Raw genomic sequence first — 18,913 nt, 5'->3', positions numbered from 1 at the left:
GGCGTCCCACCCCGAATTCCGTTCGCTCGACGGGTCACGAGTCAGGTACCGGATCGAGAAGGAGAGCAATTCGATGCGCAGGTCCACAGGGGCGCGCCGGTCATCCGGTAACGCGCGGAGCAAGCGGCTGCTGGCGGCGGTCGGCGCGCTCGCGGTCTTCGGCGGTATCGCCGCGGTTACCCAGATCTCGTCGGCCCACGAGAATCGGCGGACGACGACCCGCAACGTCTCGTCCGCCTGCGTGGCGCCGAGTCCCGGCGCCACCTCGCCGAGCGGACGCGGCAGCACCACCCAGACGTGGCAGAACGGGCGCTGGGTCCGCAACCACTGGGGCGACGGCCAGATGTCCGTCGCCGAGTGCCAGGCCGTCAAGGACGGCAACGCGCCGGTGAACACCGTCGCCTCCGGCGTGACCTGCCCGGACGTCGCCGGCAAGCTGCCCCGGGTCCCGGACCGTGCCCGGGCTGAGGTCGACCGGAACCTCGCGCTGTTGCAGACCCAGATCGCCGAGGCCGACCGGCGCCTCGCCGCCGAGGGCCGCAACGGTCAGGCCTTTATCGACAACGCCATTTTGCGTCCGCTGGAGGACAAGCGGCGGGCGACGTTGAACCGGATCACGACCGCTATCGACCGGGTGGGTCCCCGCCCGCAGGGTCTGGACCAGCTCGCGAAATGCACCGTCGCCGCTAACAACAACAACGGCGGCGCCAATGGCGGTCAGAACGGCGGCCAGAACGGCGGTCAGACCGGTGCTCCGACCGCCGCCCCGACCAACGGCGGCCAGAACGGCGGCCAGAACAATGGCGGGAACAACAACGGCGGGAACAACCTCGGCGTGCTGGCCAAGGACTGCACCAACAGCAGGCTGCAGCCCCACGACGGTTTCCAGAACGGCAACCGCTGCGTGAGCACCGCCTTCGGTGAGGTCGGCGCGGCCGCCAACAACCCGTCCCTGCTGATCACCCAGTTCCCGGAGCAGGTGCAGCGCAACCAGGCGTTCGCGCTGCGGATCTCCACCCGGAACCTGATCCGCGACCGGTTCCTCGCCGCCGGCCAGGGCGGCTACTACCTGGAGAGCTCGGTCCTCAACGACCAGGGGCTGACCCGCGGTCACTTCCACACCGCCTGCCGGATGCTGCAGAGCACCAGCGAGGCGCCGTCGAACCCGCAGGACGTGCCGGCGTTCTTCGTCGCCACCGAGGACGGTCGGGGCAGTGGCCAGGCCGACGAGGTGACCATCCAGATCCCGGGCCTGCCGCAATCGGGCACGGCGCAGTGCGCGGTCTGGGCCGGTGACGGCTCGCACCGGGTGCCGATGATGGAGCGGGCCAACCAGACCCCCGCCTTCGACGTGGTGCGGATCGAGGTCAACTAGACCGTCGTACGACACCGCCGCGGGCCGTCCGGAGAGATCCGGGCGGCCCGCGGCCGTACGCCCGGACCAGCGTCGCGACCGGCTGGCGGGTAGCGCAATGCAGCGGCGCCCCGAGGCGGTCCGGCGGCCCCGGTCCACCGGCCGATCGTGACCGTGGCGAGGGGCGCGGCCCGGCCGTAGGGTCGGTGGATGTCGGACAGCCGCTTCCCGGCCCCTGCTCGACGGTCCGGGCAACCATGTCGACGACCCCCGGGAGCTGCTGGTCGGCTATCTCGACTGGTACCGGGAGGCGCTGGCCCGCAAGACCGCCGGCCTGTCGGAGGAGCAGTTGCGCAGGCCCGTCGACGGGGTCGGCTGGGCGCCGCTCGGGCTGGTGCGGCACCTGGGCTGGGTGGAGCGGCGCTGGATCCGGTGGGGCTTCGCCGCGGAGCAGGTCGCGCCGTGCCCGCCGGGCGAGGACGACGCCGAGTGGCGGGTGGACGCCCTGTCGTTGGAGCAGGTGTGGCGGGCGTACCGGGCGGAGGTGGCGCACACCCGCCGGATCGTCGCCGGGGTGCCGCTGTCGCGGCGGGCCGCGCTCGGCGGCCGGTTCCACGCCGCCGCGGACGCGCCGTCGCTGGGCCGGATCCTGTTCCACCTGCTTCAGGAGTACGCCCGGCACCTGGGTCAGCTCGACGTGGCCCGGCAGTTGCTGGACGGGGTCACCGGCGAGTGACCGGGCTCCCGCACCGACCGGGGCGCACCACCGGGTGGAAATTGTGAACGTGGCGGAAAGCGTAGGGGTCACGCTGATTTCTCAGCGTGACCCCTACGCGGCGGATCGTGATGCCCCGGCGATGCCGGTCAGCGGTTCTTCCACGCCTCCACGACGTTGACCGGGATGCGGCCGCGCTCGGAAATCTCGTAGCCGTTCTTGGCGGCCCATTCCCGGATGGCCCGGTTCTGCTCGCGGTCCATTCCCGAGACCGCGGCGCGGGCCGGGCGGCGGACCGGGCGGCCGGCGTCCACGTTGCCCCGCCCCATTCGCCTGCCAGCGCTGATGTACGGGTCGAGCGCCTTGCGCAGCACCCCCGCGTTCTCGTCGGAGAGGTCGATGGTGTACGCCACCCCGTCCAGGCTGAACTCGACGGTCCGGTCGGCCTTTCCGCCGTCCAGGTCGTCGCTCAGAACGGTGATTACTTTCCTTGCCATCGCCATTGCTCCCTGTGTCGGGCGGGGTGTGGTCAAGAGTTTGACGTATCGGCCGGCTAATCCGCAACAATATGCGTGGCTTTCATTTGACGCGTCGCGCGAATCGTGGAAAATCCGCGCGGCCAATGGGCGGGCGGCGTCAGTCGCTGAGCAGTCCGGCGTGTCCGGCCAGCGCGGCGGCCTCCGCGCGGCTGGACACCCGCAGCTTGGCCTGACCGTCGTCGCGCTGCTGTCCGGCCTGCCCGCCCCGACCGTCGCGGCGCTGGCGCTGACCGGCCTCGCCGTGCCGGTGGCCGTCGCCCTCGCCGGTGGGCGACCCCGCGACCTGCTCCCGTCCCGTCCCGTCCCGTCGGCGGGGTGGCCTGGGTCACACCCAGGAACAAGGGGAACGCTTTGTGACTTGAGCCTGTCACGCTCAACTCAACGCGATAGCAGGTGTTCGATGGCAACTCTTCCGGTACTTCCGCTGACCGACGCCGTCCTGCTGCCCGGCATGGTCATCCCGGTGACCCTCGACCCGACCACCCAGGCCGCGGTCGACGCGGCCCGCGCCACCGGAGACAAGCAGCTGCTCGCCGTGCCCCGCATCGACGGCGAGTACGGCTCCGTCGGCACGATCGCCACCATCGAGAAGGTGGGCCGGCTGCCCGACGGCGAGCCCGCCGCCGTGATCCGCGGCCTCGCCCGGGCCCGGATCGGCTCCGGCGTGCCCGGACCCGGCGCCGCCCTCTGGGTCGAGGCGACCGAACTCGACGAACCGGCCCCGGCCGGCCGGGCCCGGGAACTCGCCCGCGAGTACCGCGCGCTGATGACCTCGGTCCTCCAGCAGCGCGGCGCCTGGCAGGTCATCGACGCCATGGAGCGGATGACCGACGTCTCCGAGCTGGCCGACGCGGCCGGCTACGCGCCCTGGCTCACCCTGGCGCAGAAGACCGAACTGCTCGCCGCGCCGGACGTCGTCGCCCGGCTGGAACTGCTCGTCGGCTGGGTGAAGGACCACCTCGCCGAGCAGGAGGTCACCGAGCGGATCAACAGCGACGTCCGCGAGGGGCTGGAGAAGTCCCAGCGGGAGTTCCTGCTCCGCCAGCAGCTCGCCGCCATCCGCAAGGAGCTGGGCGAGGACGAGCCCGACGGCTCCGCCGACTACCGGGCCCGGGTCGAGACCGCCGAGCTGCCCGAGAAGGTACGCGAGGCGGCGCTGCGCGAGGTCGGCAAGCTGGAGCGGGCCAGTGACGCCTCCCCGGAGGCGGGCTGGATCCGTACCTGGCTCGACACGGTGCTGGAGATGCCGTGGACCACGCGTACCCAGGACAACACCGACCTGGCCGCGGCCCGCGCCGTGCTCGACGCCGACCACGCCGGCCTGGCCGACGTGAAGGACCGCATCCTGGAATACCTGGCGGTGCGCAACCGGCGGGCCGAGCGCAACCTCGGCGTGGTCGGCGGTCGCGGCTCCGGCGCGGTCCTCGCCCTCGCCGGCCCGCCCGGCGTCGGCAAGACCAGCCTCGGCGAGTCGATCGCCCGGGCGCTCGGGCGCAACTTCGTCCGGGTGTCGCTCGGCGGCGTCCGCGACGAGGCGGAGATCCGCGGTCACCGGCGCACCTACGTCGGCGCGCTGCCCGGCCGGATCGTCCGCGCGCTGCGGGAGGCCGGCTCGATGAACCCGGTCGTGCTCCTCGACGAGGTCGACAAGCTGGCCGCCGGCTACGCGGGCGACCCCGCCGCCGCGCTGCTGGAGGTGCTCGACCCGGCGCAGAACCACACCTTCCGGGACCACTACCTGGAGGTCGACCTCGACCTTTCCGACGTGCTCTTCCTGGCCACCGCCAACGTGGTGGAGACCATCCCCGGCCCGCTGCTGGACCGGATGGAGCTGGTCACCCTGGACGGCTACACCGAGGAGGAGAAGGTGGCCATCGCCCGGGACCACCTGCTGCCCCGGCAGCGGGAACGGGCCGGCCTGACCGCCGACGAGGTCACCGTGGCCGACGAGGCCCTCGCCCGGATCGCGGGGGAGCACACCCGGGAGGCCGGCGTACGGCAGCTCGAACGCGCCCTGGCGAAGATCCTGCGCAAGGTCGCCGTCGAGCTGGCCACCGACCCGGCCCCCGTCCGGGTGGACACCGGCAACCTGGCCCGCTACCTGGGCCGGCCGAAGTTCACCCCGGAGTCGGCCGAGCGCACCGCGGTGCCCGGCGTGGCCACCGGCCTGGCGGTCACCGGCGCCGGCGGGGACGTGCTCTTCATCGAGGCGACCAGCATGGAGGGCGAGCCGGGGCTGACCCTCACCGGCCAACTCGGCGACGTGATGAAGGAGTCCGCGCACATCGCCTGGTCGTACCTGCGCTCCAACGGGCGCCGGTACGGGCTGGACCCGAACGCCCTCGCCGGGCGGCGGATCCACCTGCACGTGCCGGCGGGCGCGGTGCCCAAGGACGGCCCCAGCGCCGGCATCACCATGGTCACCGCGCTGGCGTCCCTGGTGACCGGCCGGCCGGTGCGGCCCGAGTTCGGGATGACCGGCGAGGTGACCCTCTCCGGCCGGGTGCTGCCCATCGGCGGCGTGAAGCAGAAGCTGCTCGCCGCCCACCGGGCCGGCCTGACCGAGGTGATCATCCCGGCCCGCAACGAGCCGGACCTGGACGACCTGCCCACCGAGGTCCGCGAGGCGCTGACCGTGCACACCCTCGCCGACGTCGCCGACGTGCTCGCCCTGGCGCTGCGCCCGGCCGACGCCGACACCCTCACCGGTCCGGCGCTCGCCGCCGCCTGACCGGCGCCGCCCGAGGCGGCGGGACACGACGAGGCCCCCGGTCCGACCGACCGGGGGCCTCGGCGTACCTCAGTGCCGGTCGCGGCGGCGCTCGCCGGCGAAGTCCCGGCGCTCGCGCCGGTCACCGCCGTCGAAGCGGCGCTCGCCGCCGCCCTCGCCGCCGTCACGATCCCGCCGTACGGTGGCCTTGCGGCCCTTGATGGTGCTGCCGCGCAGCCCCGCGATCACCTCGTCGGCGACGCCGACCGGGATCTCCACCAGCGAGAACCGGTCCGCGATCTCGATCGAACCGATGTCCCGACCGTTCAGCCCGGTCTCCCCGGTGATCGCCCCCACCAGGTCCTGCGGCCGCACGCCGGCGCGCCGGCCCAGCCCGATGAAGACCTGCGTGGTGCCGCCGGTGCGCGGCCGGGCGCCGCCGCGCCGCTCACCCCGGCCCCCGGTCTCCGGCCGGCCCTCCCGCGGGGCCCGGACCGCGACCTGCGGGATCTCCTCCTCGTCCTCGCTGGTCGGGCCGGCCGCCTCGTGCGCCAGCTTCACCGCCGCCAGCGCGACCTCCATCAGGTCGAACTCGTCGCTGAGCGTCTCGACGATCACCCGGAACGGGTCCAGGTCGTCCTCGAGCAGCGACTCGCGCAGTGCGGCCTGGGTCAGTTCCAGCCGGCGGGTGCGCAGGTCGGCCACCGTCGGGATCTTGTCGATGCCGATCCGCTGACCGGTCACCCGCTCGATGGTCTTGAGCATCCGGTGCTCGCGCGGCTCGGCGAGGGTGATCGCCACGCCCTCCCGCCCGGCCCGGCCCACCCGGCCGATCCGGTGCACGTACGACTCCGGCGCCGACGGCACGTCGTAGTTGACCACGTGGGTGAGCTGCTCCACGTCCAGGCCCCGGGCGGCCACGTCCGTGGCGACCAGCAGGTCCGCCGTGCCCGCGCGCAGCCGGCCCATCACCCGGTCGCGCTGCTCCTGGCTCATCCCGCCGTGCAGCGCCTCGGCCCGGTAACCGCGACCGTTCATCGTCTCGGTGAGCCGGTCCACCTCCTCCCGGCTGCGGCAGAAGACGATCGCCGCGGTGGGGGACTCCACGTCGAGCACCCGGCCCAGCGCGGCCGGCTTGTGCCCCCGGGCGACGATGTACGCGCTCTGCCGCACCCGCGGCGCCTCGCCGGCGACCGGCTGCTCCCGACCGATCTGGATGCGTACCGGGTCGGTCAGGTGCTGGCGGGCCATCCCGTCGATCCGGGACGGCATGGTGGCCGAGAAGAGCACCGTCTGCCGCTGCGCCGGGGCGTGCTCCAGGATCGCCTCGATGTCCTCGGCGAAGCCCATGTCGAGCATCTCGTCCGCCTCGTCCAGCACCACCGTGGCCAGCTCACCCAGGCGCAGCGTGCCCCGGGCGATGTGGTCCAGGGCCCGGCCCGGGGTGGCCACCACCACGTCCACGCCGGCGTCCAGCGCCCGCAGCTGCCGGCCGATCGGCTGGCCACCGTAGATCGGCAGCACCCGGGTGCCCAGGTCCTTGCCGTAGCGGTGGAACGCCTCCGACACCTGCACCGCCAGCTCCCGGGTGGGCACCAGCACCAGCGACACCGGGTCGCCGCCGCCGCGCCCGTCCGGCATCCGCTGCAGCAGCGGCAGCGCGAACGCGGCCGTCTTGCCCGTGCCGGTCGCCGCCTGACCGAGCAGGTCCTGACCGGCCAGCAGCGGCGGGATCGCCTCCCGCTGGATCGGGGTCGGCTCCTCGTAGCCGAGGGCCGAGAGCGCGCCGAGCAGTTCAGTGCGCAGCCCGAGATCCGCGAAGGCGGTCGCCTCGTCGGTGCTGTCAGGGTTGGTCGGGTCGGTCGGTGCGGGTGCGGAACTCATGGGCAAAGCTTTTCATCACCGGCCCCGGTCCGCTCCGGCGACCGGCACAACCGTCGTACGGGCCACTCAGAGGATGGCCAGCACCACGGCGACCCCGACGACGGTGTCGAGGACGGCGCACCACTCGGCGTACCCGCGCGGCACCACCCGCCCGGCCCGGTGGTGCGCGATGTCCCAGGCGGCGTGCCCGAGCCAGCCGGCGGCCACCAGCCAGCGCGCCGGGCCGTCCTCCGCGACCGCCGCGAGCCCGGCCAGCGCGGTCCAGCCGGCCAGGCCGGCCAACTGCACCGGCAGCGTGCCGGGAGTGCGCCACTGCCGGCGGGCGGTGCCGATCAGCAGGTAGCCGGCCGGCAGGACGAGCAGCATCACCGGCGGCGGGACCGTGGGGGAGACCCAGTTGTCGACCGTCATCAGCAGCGCCAGCCAGGTCGGCCAGCGGCGCGCCAGCGCGGCGACCACCGGGTGCCGGGGCGCCGGCGCCGGGTGCTCGTGCCGGTGCCGCACCGCCACCAGCACCATCGCCGGGACCATGAGCAGGTGCCCGCCGAGCATCAGCGCGTCCGCGCCGACCAGACCGGCGGCGAAGGGCACCAGCAGCAGCAGGAACGGCAGGTACATGGCGGCGACCATCTCGGCGGTGGCGCGCGCCGAGTGGCCCCGGTGCCACATCCACGCGGCCATCCCGATCGACATGTCGGTGGCCATCACCAGGGCGGCGACCTCGGGCCGGGCCAGCGTGCCGGCGAGGCCCAGCGCGGCGCCGGCCGTGCGCCAGAGCGGACCGAGCAGCAGCATCCCGACCACCATGGCGACGGTCATCTCGACCAGGTGCCGCAGCAGGCGGCGGCCGGGCCGGTCCGTGGGGGTCGGCGGGGACGAGGGTACGGCGAGCGTCTCGGACATGCCTCGACCCTGCCGCCGACCGGCACCCGGGCGACAGGCGTGACCGTCACGGAAAACCCGTGCGGGGCGCACGGCCCGACCGTGACGTTCCGCAGGGGTGGCCGGGGCCGGCCACGCCCCAGGGAGTGTCTCCCGGATCTTCGCCGGCCTGCGACGGACCCAGACGGCGCCCGGCGGCGTTGGCGGTTCGTTCGGATACGACACCGGTATCCGAACGAACCGCCGCCTTGCCGGATCGCCGCCTGGGCCTCGTCTCGGCACGACGAGATCCGGGAGACACGCCCTAGGATCGGCGGACATGACGGTCGGCGCGGCGGTGACGGACCGGCGGCTGCGCCGGGCCCGCGTCGTGACCCTCGGGTCGCTGGCCACCAGCCTCTGGACCAGCCTGCTGCTGCCCGGCATCGGCCTGCTCCGCGAGCCCGACCCGGTCCGGCTGGCGTGCGGCGCGGTGGGCGTGGTCGCGTTCGCCCTCGCCCAGGGCGCGGTGCTGCACGCGGCGGTCACCCCCTGGCTGCACCAGCGGCGGCGTCGCCGGGCCGAGGTCGCGTTCGCCGTCGTCGCGGCGCTCAGCGTGCCGCTGGTCGGCCCGGTGGCGGCCGGCGCCTGGCCGACCTGGGCCTGGCTCGGCGCCTCGCTGATCGGCATGACGCCGCTGCTGCTGCGGCCGGTCGCCGCGCTGGCCGCCGCCGCCTCCACCGTGGCGGTCGCGCTGGGCGTGGCCGCCTGGACCGGCGGCGCGCTCGGCACCACGCTGCTCGTCACCGGCCTGGTCGGCGGCGGGACCGCCGCCGTCAACCGGGTACAGGTCTGGTTCTGGGACCTGCTCGTCGAGGCCCGACAGGGGCAGGCGGCCCGGGCCCGGCTCGCCGCCGCCGAGGAGCGGCTGCGCTTCGCCCGGGACGTGCACGACCTGCTCGGGCACGACCTGACCGTCATCGCGCTCAAGGCCGAACTGGCCGCCCGGCTCGCCCCGGTCGACGCCGGCCGGGCCGGCCGGGAGGCCGCCGAGGTGCAGCGGCTCGCCGGCACGGCGCTGCACCGGGTCCGCGCGGCGGTGCACGGCTACCGAGCGGTCGACCTCGCCGAGCAGCTCGCCGCGGTGGCCGAGGTGCTGCGCTCCTGCGGGGTGCGGTGCGACGTCGTGCCGCCACCGGCCGACCTGCCGGCGGGCGCCGCCACCGACCTGGCCGCGGTGCTGCGCGAGGCGGGCACCAACGTGCTGCGGCACAGCCGGGCCGGCTGGTGCCGGATCGAGATCACCCGGGAGGGCGACGTGGCCACGATGACGGTGCGCAACGACGGGGTCGGCGCGGACGCCGGGCCGGACCGGCACAGCCACGGGCTGCGCGGCCTGACCGAGCGGCTGGCGGCGGTCGGTGGCGGGCTGCGTACCGACCGGGCGGGCGGCGTCTTCACCCTCCGGGCGACCGTGCCGGTGGCGGCGTGATCCGGGTTCTGCTCGCCGACGACGAGGAGCTGATCCGGCAGGCCCTCGCCGCCCTGCTCGGCCTGGAGGACGACCTCGAGGTGGTGGCGCAGGCCGCCGACGGGCGTACCGCGCTCGACGCGGCCCGGGCGCACCGGCCGGACGTCGCGGTGGTCGACTTGGAGATGCCGGCGCCGGGCGGGATCGAACTCGCGGCGGAACTGGGCCGCGCCCTGCCCTCGTGCGCGGTGGTGATCCTCACCGGCCACGGCCGCCCCGGCCACCTGCGGCAGGCGCTCACCGCCGGGGCCCGCGGCTTCCTGCCCAAGGGCGCCCCGGGCGGCGCGCTCGCCGACGTGATCCGCCGGGTCCACGCCGGCTCCCGGTACGTCGACCCGGCGCTGGCCGCCGACGCGCTCACCCTGCCGCCCTGCCCGCTGACCCCACGGGAGCTGGAGACGCTGCGGCTGGCCGAGTACGGCGCCCCGGTCGCGGTGATCGCCCGGCGTACCGGGCTGGCCGCCGGGACGGTCCGCAACCACCTGTCGGCGAGCGTGCAGAAGCTCGGCGCGGCGGACCGGGCCGAGGCGGTGCGGATCGCCCGCGAGGCCGGCTGGCTCTAGGCCGGCTCGACCGCTGCCCGCGCCTCGTCGAACAGCGCCGGCCCGGCGTACGCCACCGGCGGCGCCGCGTCCGCCGGTCGCAGCCCGGCCAGCTGCTCGGCGCTGAGCGCGTAAACCACCCGGCCCAGGCCGGAGCGTTCGATGGCGGTGGCGCACATCCCGCACGGCTGGCAGCTGGTGTACATGGTGGCGCGGCCCGCCTCGTCGGCGGCCAGCCGCCGGGCCGCCCAGCGGGCCAGCTTCAACTCCGGGTGCGCGGTGATGTCGTCGTCGGTCCGCTCGGTGTTGACCTCCTCGGCCAGCACCTGCCCGTCGGCGGAGACCAGCAGCGACCCGAACGGGCCGTCCCCGGCCGCCCGGGCCGTGCCGGCCAGCGCGATGGCCCGGCGCAGGTGTCGTTCGTCGGTCTCGGTCAGCACGCTCATCCCGGCCGGGTTCCCCGCCGGGGCGGCCGCCACACGCCAACTAGCCTGGCGGGCGTGCGTACCGTCGAACTGCTCTGCTCCCCGCCCCTGGAGCAGGCGGTGCGCGCCGCCTGGGACCGGCTGGCCGCCGCCGGACTGCCCAGCCTGGCCCGCAACACCCATCCCAGCAACCGGCCGCACCTGACCCTGGCCTCGGTCGAGGCGTTCCCGCCCGGCGCCGCCGCCCGCCTCGCGGATCTCGTCGACGCCGCGCTGCCTCAGCCGGTCCGCCTGGACCGGGTCGAGGTGCTCGACGGCAGCGCCCCGTTGGTCTGGCTGGTCCGCCCCACCCCCGAGCTGACCGCCCTGCACGCCGCGGTGTGGGACGTGCTCGCCGGCGCCGACGGGCAGAACCCGTGGCACGCCCCGGGGCGGTGGATCCCCCACCTGAGTCTCGCGCTGCGCTTTCGCGACAACGACCGGCGGCTGGCCCGGGCCCTGGCCTGCGTCGACCGGCCGGCGGGGGAGTTCGTGGCCGCCCGCAGCTACGACGGCGACACCCGGACGGTCAGCCCGCTGGGAAGGGGCTCTCCGGCAAACTGACGCCGGTCCGTGGTTGCCCCAGCGCTCCCGCCGGCCTGGACCCGTCGCCGGCGGCCGCTGCCACCACTTCGACAACCCCACCGCGGCCGGCTTCGCCGTGGACGGGACGGCCCGCACGGTCCGCTGGGCCGATATGCGGCGACCGCCCGCCGCGACCGGCGGGCAGCCCCTCGGCCAGCGCGCGTACCCGCTCGGCGACGGCGCGGACGGCGGGCCGGCCCGCGATCGCCGATGACCGAGCGTGGTGATCGACGTCACCCGCCGTGCGGTCCACGAGGGTCCGGCGCGATCGACCCGGCGGGGGAGGATCACCACAGGGACGGGCTGAAGGGCCCGCGACGGTGCAGGAAGGATCAGCATGAACGACCGCGGAACCGTGGACATGTGGTTCGACCCGGTCTGCCCCTGGGCGTGGGTGAGCTCCCGCTGGCTGCTGGAGGTGGAGCGGGTCCGCCCGGTCGACGTCCGGTTCAACGTGATGAGCCTGGCGGTGCTCAACGAGGGCAACGACGATGTGCCCGAGCCGTACCGGGACCGACCCGACGAGTACTTCGAACTGCGCCGCCGCTCCTGGGGGCCGGTGCGGATCTGCGTCGCCGCCGCCCAGGCCCACGGACAGGGCGTGCTCCGCGACCTCTACACCGCCTTCGGCACCCGGATCCACCCGGGTGGGCAGCCGCTCGGCGACGCGCTCAACCGGGCGGCGCTGGCCGACGCCGGCCTCGACCCGGCCCTCGCCGCCGCGGCGGACAGCACCACGCACGACGACGCGGTCCGGGCCAGTCACGACGCGGGGATGAAGCCGGTCGGCACGGACGTCGGCACCCCGGTCATCCACGCCCCGGGCCCGGTGGCCGGGGAGACCGTGGCGTTCTTCGGCCCGGTGGTCACGCCGGCGCCGCGCGGCGAGGCGGCCGGTCGCCTCTGGGACGGGGTGCTCCTCGTCGCCGGCACGTCCGGCTTCTACGAGCTCAAGCGCAGCCGCGACCTCGGCCCGTCCTTCGACTGACCGACCGGGTGGGGCGCCGGGCCATCGCCGCCCGGCGCCCCGACCCCATCGATCTTCAAGCCGGCCTCAAGTACGCCCACGCACGCTGTCCCTCGTCATCGCGGCTGAACACGGACGCGGTAGTAGTCGACCGGCAGTGAGGGACGTACTGCGATGTTGAGTTCGAGGGCCTGCACGTGCCCGGACGGTGTCCGGTGACGCGGCGCGTCGTCATCACCGGGATAGGCGTACGCGCCCCCGGTGGCAACGGCACCAAGGAATTCTGGGACCTGTTGACCGCGGGCCGGACGGCGACCCGGCGGATCTCCTTCTTCGACCCGTCGCCGTACCGGTCCCAGGTCGCCGGGGAGGCCGACTTCGACCCGGCCCGGGAGGGGCTGACGCCGCGTGAGGTCCGGCGGATGGACCGGGCGTCGCAGTTCGCCGTGGTCTGCGCCCGGGAGGCGGTCGCCGACAGTGGCCTGGACTTCGGCGCGCTGGACCCGCACCGGGTCGGCGTGAGCCTGGGCAGCGCGGTCGCCGCGGCCACCAGCCTGGAGCGGGAGTACCTGGTGCTCTCCGACAGCGGACGGCGGTGGGAGGTCGACGCCGACTACGTCTCGCCGCACATGTTCGACTACCTGATTCCCAGCGTCATGCCGGCGGAGGTGGCCTGGACGGTGGCGGCCGAGGGGCCGGTGGCGATGATCTCCAACGGCTGCACCTCCGGCCTGGACTCGGTGGGCCACGCCGTCCAACTGATCCGTGAGGGCAGCGCGGACGTGATGCTGGCCGGCGCCTCGGACGCGCCGGTCACGCCGATCGTGGCGGCCTGCTTCGACGCCATCAAGGCCACCACCTCCCGCAACGACGACCCGGAGCACGCGTCCCGGCCCTTCGACGGCTCCCGCAACGGGTTCGTCCTCGCTGAGGGGTCGGCGATGTTCGTGCTCGAGGAGTACGCGAGCGCCCGCCGCCGCGGCGCGCACGTCTACGCCGAGGTCTCCGGGTACGCCACCCGGTGCAACGCGTACCACATGACGGGGCTCAAGGCCGACGGCCGGGAGATGGCCGAGGCGATCCGGGTGGCGCTGGACGAGTCCCGGCTGGACCCCACGGCGATCGACTACGTCAACGCGCACGGCTCGGGCACCCGGCAGAACGACCGGCACGAGACGGCTGCCTACAAGCGCAGCCTCGGCCAGCACGCGTACGAGGTGCCGGTCAGCTCGATCAAGTCGATGGTCGGGCACTCGCTCGGCGCCATCGGGTCCGTCGAGATCGCCGCCTCGCTCTTGGCGATCGAGCACGGTGTCGTACCGCCCACAGCCAACCTGCACGAGGCCGACCCGGAGTGCGACCTCGACTACGTGCCGCTGGTCGCCCGGGAGCAGGACGTCGACACCGTGCTGACGGTCGGCAGCGGCTTCGGCGGTTTCCAGAGCGCGATGGTGCTGCGACGGCCGGAGGTGCGGGCATGACGGGCACGGTGGTGGTCACCGGCATGAGCGTGGCGACCCCGGTCGGGCTGGGACTCGAACGGTTCTGGACCAACGTCCTCGCCGGCCGGAACGGGATCAGCCGGATCACCCGCTTCGACGTCTCCGCGTACCCGGCCGCGCTGGCCGGGCAGATCCTCGACTTCCGGCCGGAGGAGCACCTGCCGAGCCGGCTGCTGCCGCAGACCGACGTCTCCACCCGGCTCGCCCTGGCCACCGCCGACTGGGCGATCGCCGACGCGAAGGTCGACCCGGCCACGCTGACCGACTACGACATGGGCGTCGTCACCTCGAACGCCTCCGGCGGCTTCGAGTTCACCCACCGTGAGTTCCACAAGCTCTGGTCGCAGGGACCGCAGGCGGTCAGCGTCTACGAGTCGTTCGCCTGGTTCTACGCGGTGAACACCGGTCAGATCTCCATCCGCAACAGGATGCGCGGCCCGAGCAGCGCCCTGGTCGCCGAGCAGGCCGGTGGCCTCGACGCGGTGGGGCACGCGCGCCGGACCGTACGCCGCGGCACCTCGCTCGTGGTCACCGGCGGGGTGGACTCGGCGCTCGACCCGTGGGGCTGGACGTCTCAGGTGTCCAGCGGCCGGGTCAGCGCCGCCACCGACCCGGACCGGGCCTACCTGCCCTTCGACGGGCGGGCCGCCGGCTACGTTCCCGGCGAGGGCGGCGCGATCATGGTGCTGGAGGACCCCGCGGCGGCGCGCGAACGCGGCGTGCCGCAGCGGTACGGGGAGATCGCCGGCTACGCCTCCACCTTCGACCCGCCCCCCGGGTCGCCGCGCCCGCCCGCCCTGCGCCGGGCCGCCGAGCTGGCCCTCGCCGACGCGGGGATCGCCCCAGATGCCGTCGACGTGGTGTTCGCCGACGCCGCGGGCCTGCCCGAGCTGGACCGGGTGGAGGCCGAGGCGATCAGCGGTCTGTTCGGCCCGCGCGGCGTGCCGGTGACCGCGCCCAAGGCCATGTTCGGCCGGCTCTACGCCGGGGGCGGCCCCACCGACCTGGTCGCCGCCCTGCTCGCCATCCGCGACGGGGTGATCCCGCCGACCACCGGCACCACCCAGGTGCCCGAGCGGTACGCCCTCGACCTGGTCCTGGACCAGCCCCGACCGGCCCCGGTCGCCACCGCCCTCGTGCTCGCCCGGGGCCGGTGGGGGTTCAACTCCGCCGTCGTCGTCCGCGCCGCCGGATGATCGGCCCGCTTTCGCACACCCCGACCACAAAGGAGCCATCCATGAGCACGATGACCATCGACGACGTGCGCCGCATCCTCGTCGCCTGCGCCGGCGAGACGGACGCGGCGGCCTTCGACGGCGACATCGACGGCGTCGAATTCGAGGAACTGGGGTACGACTCGCTGGCGCTGATGGAGACCGCCGCGCGGATTGAGCAGGAGTACGGGGTGCGCATCCCCGACGAGCGCGTCGCCGACCTGCGTACCCCCCGCGAGCTGGTCGACCTCGTCAACGGCGCCGCGGCCCGGACGTCATGACCCCGGCCGTCGGAGAGCCGATGAGCCCGTCCCGGCCGCACCAGACCGTCCACACCCGCGTCGTGGCCGCGCCCCCGGAGGTGGTCTACGAGCTGGTCGCCGACGTACGCCGGTGGCCCGTGATCTTCGAGCCGACCGTGCACGTACGGCACCTGGAGCGCACCTCGGACGTCGAACGGTTCGAGCTCTGGGCGCAGGTCAACGGTCGGGTGAACACCTGGGCGTCCCGGCGCGACCTCGATCCGGCCGGCCTGCGGGTCACCTTCCGGCAGGAGCGCAGCCAGGCACCGTTGACCTCGATGGGCGGCGACTGGACGTTCCGGCCGGTAGGCGGCGGGCGGACCGAGGTCGTGCTGACCCACCGGTTCACCGTCGACGGCGGCGAGGAGCAGCTGGCGTGGATGAACCAGGCGCTGGACACCAACAGCGCCCGGGAACTGGCCGCGCTGGCCCGCGTCGCCGAACTCGGGCACCCGGTGGACGATCTGGTCTTCTCCTTCACCGACCGGGTCGTGCTGCCCGGTGTCAGCGCCGCCGACGTGTACGCCTTCGTGCGGCGCAGCGACCTGTGGCCGCAGCGGCTGCCGCACGTCGGCCGGGTGTCGCTGAGCGAACCGCAGCCGGACGTGCAGGACATGGAGATGGACACGGTGACCGCCGAGGGCCGGTCGCACACCACCCGCTCGATCCGGCTCTGCCTGCCCGGGCAGATCGTCTACAAGCAGGTCGTCCCGCCGGGAATGCTCCTCGGGCACGCCGGGTCGTGGGAGTTCGCCGACGGTCCGGGCGGCGCGGAGGTCCACGCCCGACACAGCGTGGCGGTCGACCCGGAGGCGATCGACGCCGTCCTCGGCGCCGGCAGCACCCCGGCGGACGCCCGCCGCCACCTGCGGGACGTGCTCGGCCGCAACAGCCGGGCCACGCTCGAGCACGCCGGCCGGTACGCGCGGGAGCAGCCGGCCCCGCACACCGGGGCGGGTGTGTCCCGGTGAGCGTCCCCTCGGTGGTCGCCGCCCCGGCGACCGGTGACGCGGACGGCGCGCTGACCGAGGTGGCCGACGGCGTCTTCGCGTACACCCAGCTGCCCGGCGGCTGGTGCGTCAGCAACGCCGGCGTCGTCGTCGGGTCCGACGGTGTCCTGGTGATCGACACCCTGGCCACCGAGCGACGCGCCCGGCGCCTCCGGGCGGCCGTCGACGGGATCGGCGGGGGACCCGGACGCCTGGTGGTCAACACGCACCATCACGGCGACCACAACTTCGGCAACCACGTCTTCGGCCCGGGCGCCACCGTCGTCGCGCACGAACTGGCCCGTACCGAGATGGCCGACACCGGGCTCGCCCTGACCGGCCTCTGGCCCGACGTCGACTGGGGCGACGTGCGGGTCACCCTGCCCGCGGTGACGTTCGCCGACCGGCTCACCGTACACATCGGTGACCGGCGCGCCGAGCTGGTCCACGTCGGGCCGGCGCACACCACCAACGACGTGGTGGTGTGGCTGCCCGACGAGCGCGTCCTGTTCGCCGGGGACGTGGTCCTCTCCGGGGCCGCCCCGTTCAACCTCATGGGCTCGGTCTCCGGGGCGCTCACCGCACTCGAACGGCTCCGGAAGCTGGAGCCGCGCACCGTGGTCTGCGGACACGGGCCCGTGACCGGGCCGCAGGCCATCGAGGACAACATCGCCTACCTGCGCTGGGTCCGGGACCTGGCCGCGACGGCACACGCGGAGGGCCTCACCCCGTTGGCGGCCGCGCGGTCGGCGGACCTCGCGCCGTTCGCGCACCTGCTCGACGGCGAGCGCATCGTGGGCAACCTGCACCGCGCGTACGCCGAGATCGCCGGTGGCCCGCCGGGCCGGCCGCTGGACGTCGTCGCGATCTTCGGCGAGATGGTCGCCTACAACGACGGCCGGTTGCCGACCTGCCGGGCCTGACCCGGCGCCCACGCCACCCGCACCCCTCACGTTAGGAACGGTCGCTGTGTCCATGACAACCGCACCGCGCGCCCGCCGGGTGTTCGCGGCAGCCGCAGCCGTCGCCGGTCTGCTCACCCTCGCCGCCCAACTGCCCGACGGCGGATCGTCCGCCGCCCCCGCGGCGGCGCCCGCCCGCGCCGCCCACCGCCACGCCACCGGGGAGCCGTCCCGGACGACGGTCGCCCCGCCACCGCTGGACCCGCGGACCGTGCCGGTCGCGTTCGTCGCCGGCCCGCAGCGGTCCGGCGCGAAGGGGGACGCTCCGCTGGACGTCTGCCTGGTCCTCGGGCGACCGGAGCAGGAGCGGACGGTGAAGCTGCCGCCCGCCGCGGCCGAGCGGCTATACCGCGCCACCCGCTCGTACCCCGGCCCGTGCGCCGACTACGGGCCGCCGAAGCGGCTCGGCGACGGGACGGTGCGGATCTACTCCCAGCTCGCCGGTGACCGGCCGGTGAGCCTCGGCTTCGTCCTCGACCGTCGGGCGCTCGGCGGCCTGCCGACCGAGCCGACCGACGGCGCGCACTGCTACGACGTCGACGGCGACGGTACGACCGACCCGGCCACCGAGTGCGTCCACGAGCACGAGTACCTGCTCGACCTGCCGCAGCGCTTCCGGGACGTGGTCGGCGGCCCATTCCAGTGGGCCATGCTGAACTGGGACCCGCGCGGGCACGCCCCGGCCGAGATCTACGGCACCCCCCACTTCGACCTGCACCTCTACCTCCAGGACCGGGCGGAGACGGCGGCCATCGGCACCGGGCCGTGCGGCGGCGGCAACCTGGTCGACTGCGCGGACTACGCCGAGGCGCGGCTGCCGGTGCCGGCCCGCTACCTGCCCGCCGACTACCTCGACATCGACGCCGTGGTGCCGGGCATGGGCAACCACCTCGGTGACCCCACGGCCCCCGAGTTCAACGGCCAGCCGTTCACCCACACCTTCATGTACGGCGCCTACGGCGGCGACATCACCTTCTACGAGCCGATGATCACGAGGGCCTGGCTGGCGGACCTCGCCGCCGGGCGGGTGGAGCCGTCCTGCCGGCCGCTCAAGCTCCCCGCGGCCTGGAAGGAGGCCGGCTGGTACCCGACCAGCTACTGCATGTCGTACCGGGCCAACCGGCAGGAGATCACCGTCTCGCTGACCGACTTCGTGTCGCGGCCCGCCTCCTGACCCCTCCATTCTGCGGACGACCGGGAGATTCCGATGCGCTCAACTGATTCCACCATCAGCGACAACGGAGTCCGCCCGGTCGATCCGGCGGCCTACCGGGAGGCGATGGCGCGCTTCCCGACCGGCGTGGCGATCGTGACCACGCACGACGAGGACGGCACCCCGTACGGCTTCACCGCGAGCTCGTTCTGCTCGGTGTCCCTCGACCCGCCCCTGGTGCTGGTCTGCCTGGCCCGGTCGGCCAACTCGTTCCCCGTCTTCCAGCGCAGCCGCCACTTCGCGGTGAGCTTCCTGCGTTCCCACCACGTCGACCTGGCCAAGCGGTTCGCCAGCAAGAGCCCGGACAAGTTCGGCGCCGGCGGCTTCGTCCGCACCGCCGGCGGGGCGAGCGTGCTGCGCGAGGCGCTCGCCGCCGTCGAGTGCGTCATCGACAGCCGCCACGTGGCCGGGGACCACGTGATCCTGGTCGGCGGTGTCCAGCGGGTCGTCCTGCCCGACGAGGGGTCGCCGGTCGTCTACTTCGACCGCGGCTTCCGCGCACTCTGCGGCGGCGAGTGCCCCCACCCGGCGGAGCCCGGCTCCGGCCGTCCGGCCGACGGGGCGAGCCGGCCCTGACTC

Annotated in this window: 18 protein-coding genes; 14 read left to right on the top strand and 4 right to left on the bottom strand. The window is 74.5% G+C overall.

Annotated features, from left to right (window positions below; translation table 11 throughout):
* The first annotated feature begins 73 nt into the window (after positions 1-73).
* A complete protein-coding gene (locus tag ACTWM8_RS17630) occupies positions 74-1,375 on the top strand; it encodes a hypothetical protein (RefSeq protein WP_446209981.1) in 1,302 nt (433 codons plus the stop codon).
* 214 nt (positions 1,376-1,589) lie between these two features.
* Positions 1,590-2,090 carry a DinB family protein gene (locus tag ACTWM8_RS17625; protein ID WP_446214584.1) on the top strand — a complete coding sequence of 167 codons (501 nt, stop codon included), beginning with the start codon at positions 1,590-1,592 and terminating at the stop codon, positions 2,088-2,090.
* Positions 2,091-2,218: 128 nt separating this feature from the next.
* Here ACTWM8_RS17625 and ACTWM8_RS17620 read toward each other — a convergent pair whose 3' ends face one another.
* Complete coding sequence (locus ACTWM8_RS17620) at positions 2,219-2,566, bottom strand: histone-like nucleoid-structuring protein Lsr2 (RefSeq protein ID WP_088964589.1); 348 nt, start codon at positions 2,564-2,566, stop codon at positions 2,219-2,221.
* Positions 2,567-3,008: 442 nt separating this feature from the next.
* Here ACTWM8_RS17620 and lon point away from each other — a divergent pair, with 442 nt between their 5' ends.
* Positions 3,009-5,339, top strand: a complete 2,331-nt coding sequence (gene lon / locus ACTWM8_RS17615; protein WP_446209980.1) for an endopeptidase La — start codon at positions 3,009-3,011, stop codon at positions 5,337-5,339.
* A 69-nt stretch (positions 5,340-5,408) separates the two neighbouring features.
* Here lon and ACTWM8_RS17610 read toward each other — a convergent pair whose 3' ends face one another.
* Together ACTWM8_RS17610 and ACTWM8_RS17605 are read right to left on the bottom strand one after the other, a co-directional pair.
* Positions 5,409-7,202, bottom strand: coding sequence for a DEAD/DEAH box helicase (locus ACTWM8_RS17610; RefSeq protein WP_446209979.1), 1,794 nt, complete (start codon positions 7,200-7,202; stop codon positions 5,409-5,411).
* Between the two features lie 66 nt (positions 7,203-7,268).
* A complete protein-coding gene (locus ACTWM8_RS17605; protein WP_446209978.1) occupies positions 7,269-8,105 on the bottom strand; it encodes a hypothetical protein in 837 nt (278 codons plus the stop codon).
* Positions 8,106-8,403: 298 nt separating this feature from the next.
* Here ACTWM8_RS17605 and ACTWM8_RS17600 point away from each other — a divergent pair, with 298 nt between their 5' ends.
* Together ACTWM8_RS17600 and ACTWM8_RS17595 are read left to right on the top strand one after the other, a co-directional pair.
* Positions 8,404-9,555, top strand: a complete 1,152-nt coding sequence (locus tag ACTWM8_RS17600) for a sensor histidine kinase (protein WP_446209977.1) — start codon at positions 8,404-8,406, stop codon at positions 9,553-9,555.
* On the top strand, positions 9,552-10,157 hold the full coding sequence (locus tag ACTWM8_RS17595; RefSeq protein ID WP_334575235.1) for a response regulator transcription factor: 606 nt from the start codon (positions 9,552-9,554) through the stop codon (positions 10,155-10,157). The genes ACTWM8_RS17600 and ACTWM8_RS17595 overlap by 4 nt, the downstream gene beginning before the upstream one ends.
* Here ACTWM8_RS17595 and ACTWM8_RS17590 read toward each other — a convergent pair.
* Entirely contained in the window at positions 10,154-10,582 is a 429-nt protein-coding gene (locus tag ACTWM8_RS17590) for a nucleoside deaminase (protein ID WP_446209976.1), read from the bottom strand. The genes ACTWM8_RS17595 and ACTWM8_RS17590 overlap by 4 nt on opposite strands.
* A 54-nt stretch (positions 10,583-10,636) precedes the next feature.
* Here ACTWM8_RS17590 and ACTWM8_RS17585 point away from each other — a divergent pair, with 54 nt between their 5' ends.
* From ACTWM8_RS17585 to ACTWM8_RS17545, 9 genes are all read left to right on the top strand, one after another.
* Complete coding sequence (locus ACTWM8_RS17585) at positions 10,637-11,164, top strand: 2'-5' RNA ligase family protein (RefSeq protein WP_446209975.1); 528 nt, start codon at positions 10,637-10,639, stop codon at positions 11,162-11,164.
* 358 nt (positions 11,165-11,522) lie between these two features.
* A complete protein-coding gene (locus ACTWM8_RS17580; RefSeq protein ID WP_446209974.1) occupies positions 11,523-12,173 on the top strand; it encodes a mycothiol-dependent nitroreductase Rv2466c family protein in 651 nt (216 codons plus the stop codon).
* A 194-nt stretch (positions 12,174-12,367) separates the two neighbouring features.
* Positions 12,368-13,633, top strand: coding sequence for a beta-ketoacyl-[acyl-carrier-protein] synthase family protein (locus tag ACTWM8_RS17575; RefSeq protein WP_357916390.1), 1,266 nt, complete (start codon positions 12,368-12,370; stop codon positions 13,631-13,633).
* On the top strand, positions 13,630-14,850 hold the full coding sequence (locus ACTWM8_RS17570) for a ketosynthase chain-length factor (RefSeq protein ID WP_446209973.1): 1,221 nt from the start codon (positions 13,630-13,632) through the stop codon (positions 14,848-14,850). The genes ACTWM8_RS17575 and ACTWM8_RS17570 overlap by 4 nt, the downstream gene beginning before the upstream one ends.
* Positions 14,851-14,891: 41 nt before the next feature.
* A complete protein-coding gene (locus tag ACTWM8_RS17565; protein ID WP_377610726.1) occupies positions 14,892-15,149 on the top strand; it encodes an acyl carrier protein in 258 nt (85 codons plus the stop codon).
* A gap of 20 nt (positions 15,150-15,169) precedes the next feature.
* Positions 15,170-16,141 (top strand): aromatase/cyclase, encoded by a 972-nt coding sequence (locus tag ACTWM8_RS17560; protein WP_446209972.1) that lies wholly within the window; start codon positions 15,170-15,172, stop codon positions 16,139-16,141.
* Entirely contained in the window at positions 16,138-17,082 is a 945-nt protein-coding gene (locus ACTWM8_RS17555) for an MBL fold metallo-hydrolase (RefSeq protein WP_446209971.1), read from the top strand. Before ACTWM8_RS17560 ends, ACTWM8_RS17555 begins: the two co-directional genes overlap by 4 nt.
* A gap of 52 nt (positions 17,083-17,134) precedes the next feature.
* Complete coding sequence (locus tag ACTWM8_RS17550) at positions 17,135-18,295, top strand: hypothetical protein (protein WP_446209970.1); 1,161 nt, start codon at positions 17,135-17,137, stop codon at positions 18,293-18,295.
* A 33-nt stretch (positions 18,296-18,328) separates the two neighbouring features.
* Positions 18,329-18,910 (top strand): flavin reductase family protein, encoded by a 582-nt coding sequence (locus ACTWM8_RS17545; RefSeq protein WP_446209969.1) that lies wholly within the window; start codon positions 18,329-18,331, stop codon positions 18,908-18,910.
* Positions 18,911-18,913: the final 3 nt, after the last annotated feature.

This window comes from Micromonospora sp. IBSANI012, assembly GCF_052814045.1.
Note: the sequence above shows the minus strand (reverse complement) of the source record. Positions and strands in the feature narration are given on the sequence as shown.

Bases quoted from the DNA above. Each gene is read 5' to 3' on its own strand.
- ACTWM8_RS17630 (WP_446209981.1), top strand. From the start codon at position 74: ATGCGCAGGTCCACAGGGGCGCGCCGGTCATCCGGTAACGCGCGGAGC.
- ACTWM8_RS17620 (WP_088964589.1), bottom strand. From the start codon at position 2,566: ATGGCAAGGAAAGTAATCACCGTTCTGAGCGACGACCTGGACGGCGGA.
- lon (WP_446209980.1), top strand. From the start codon at position 3,009: ATGGCAACTCTTCCGGTACTTCCGCTGACCGACGCCGTCCTGCTGCCC.
- ACTWM8_RS17610 (WP_446209979.1), bottom strand. From the start codon at position 7,202: ATGAGTTCCGCACCCGCACCGACCGACCCGACCAACCCTGACAGCACC.
- ACTWM8_RS17605 (WP_446209978.1), bottom strand. From the start codon at position 8,105: ATGTCCGAGACGCTCGCCGTACCCTCGTCCCCGCCGACCCCCACGGAC.
- ACTWM8_RS17600 (WP_446209977.1), top strand. From the start codon at position 8,404: ATGACGGTCGGCGCGGCGGTGACGGACCGGCGGCTGCGCCGGGCCCGC.
- ACTWM8_RS17590 (WP_446209976.1), bottom strand. From the start codon at position 10,582: ATGAGCGTGCTGACCGAGACCGACGAACGACACCTGCGCCGGGCCATC.
- ACTWM8_RS17580 (WP_446209974.1), top strand. From the start codon at position 11,523: ATGAACGACCGCGGAACCGTGGACATGTGGTTCGACCCGGTCTGCCCC.
- ACTWM8_RS17570 (WP_446209973.1), top strand. From the start codon at position 13,630: ATGACGGGCACGGTGGTGGTCACCGGCATGAGCGTGGCGACCCCGGTC.
- ACTWM8_RS17565 (WP_377610726.1), top strand. From the start codon at position 14,892: ATGAGCACGATGACCATCGACGACGTGCGCCGCATCCTCGTCGCCTGC.
- ACTWM8_RS17560 (WP_446209972.1), top strand. From the start codon at position 15,170: ATGAGCCCGTCCCGGCCGCACCAGACCGTCCACACCCGCGTCGTGGCC.
- ACTWM8_RS17550 (WP_446209970.1), top strand. From the start codon at position 17,135: ATGACAACCGCACCGCGCGCCCGCCGGGTGTTCGCGGCAGCCGCAGCC.
- ACTWM8_RS17545 (WP_446209969.1), top strand. From the start codon at position 18,329: ATGCGCTCAACTGATTCCACCATCAGCGACAACGGAGTCCGCCCGGTC.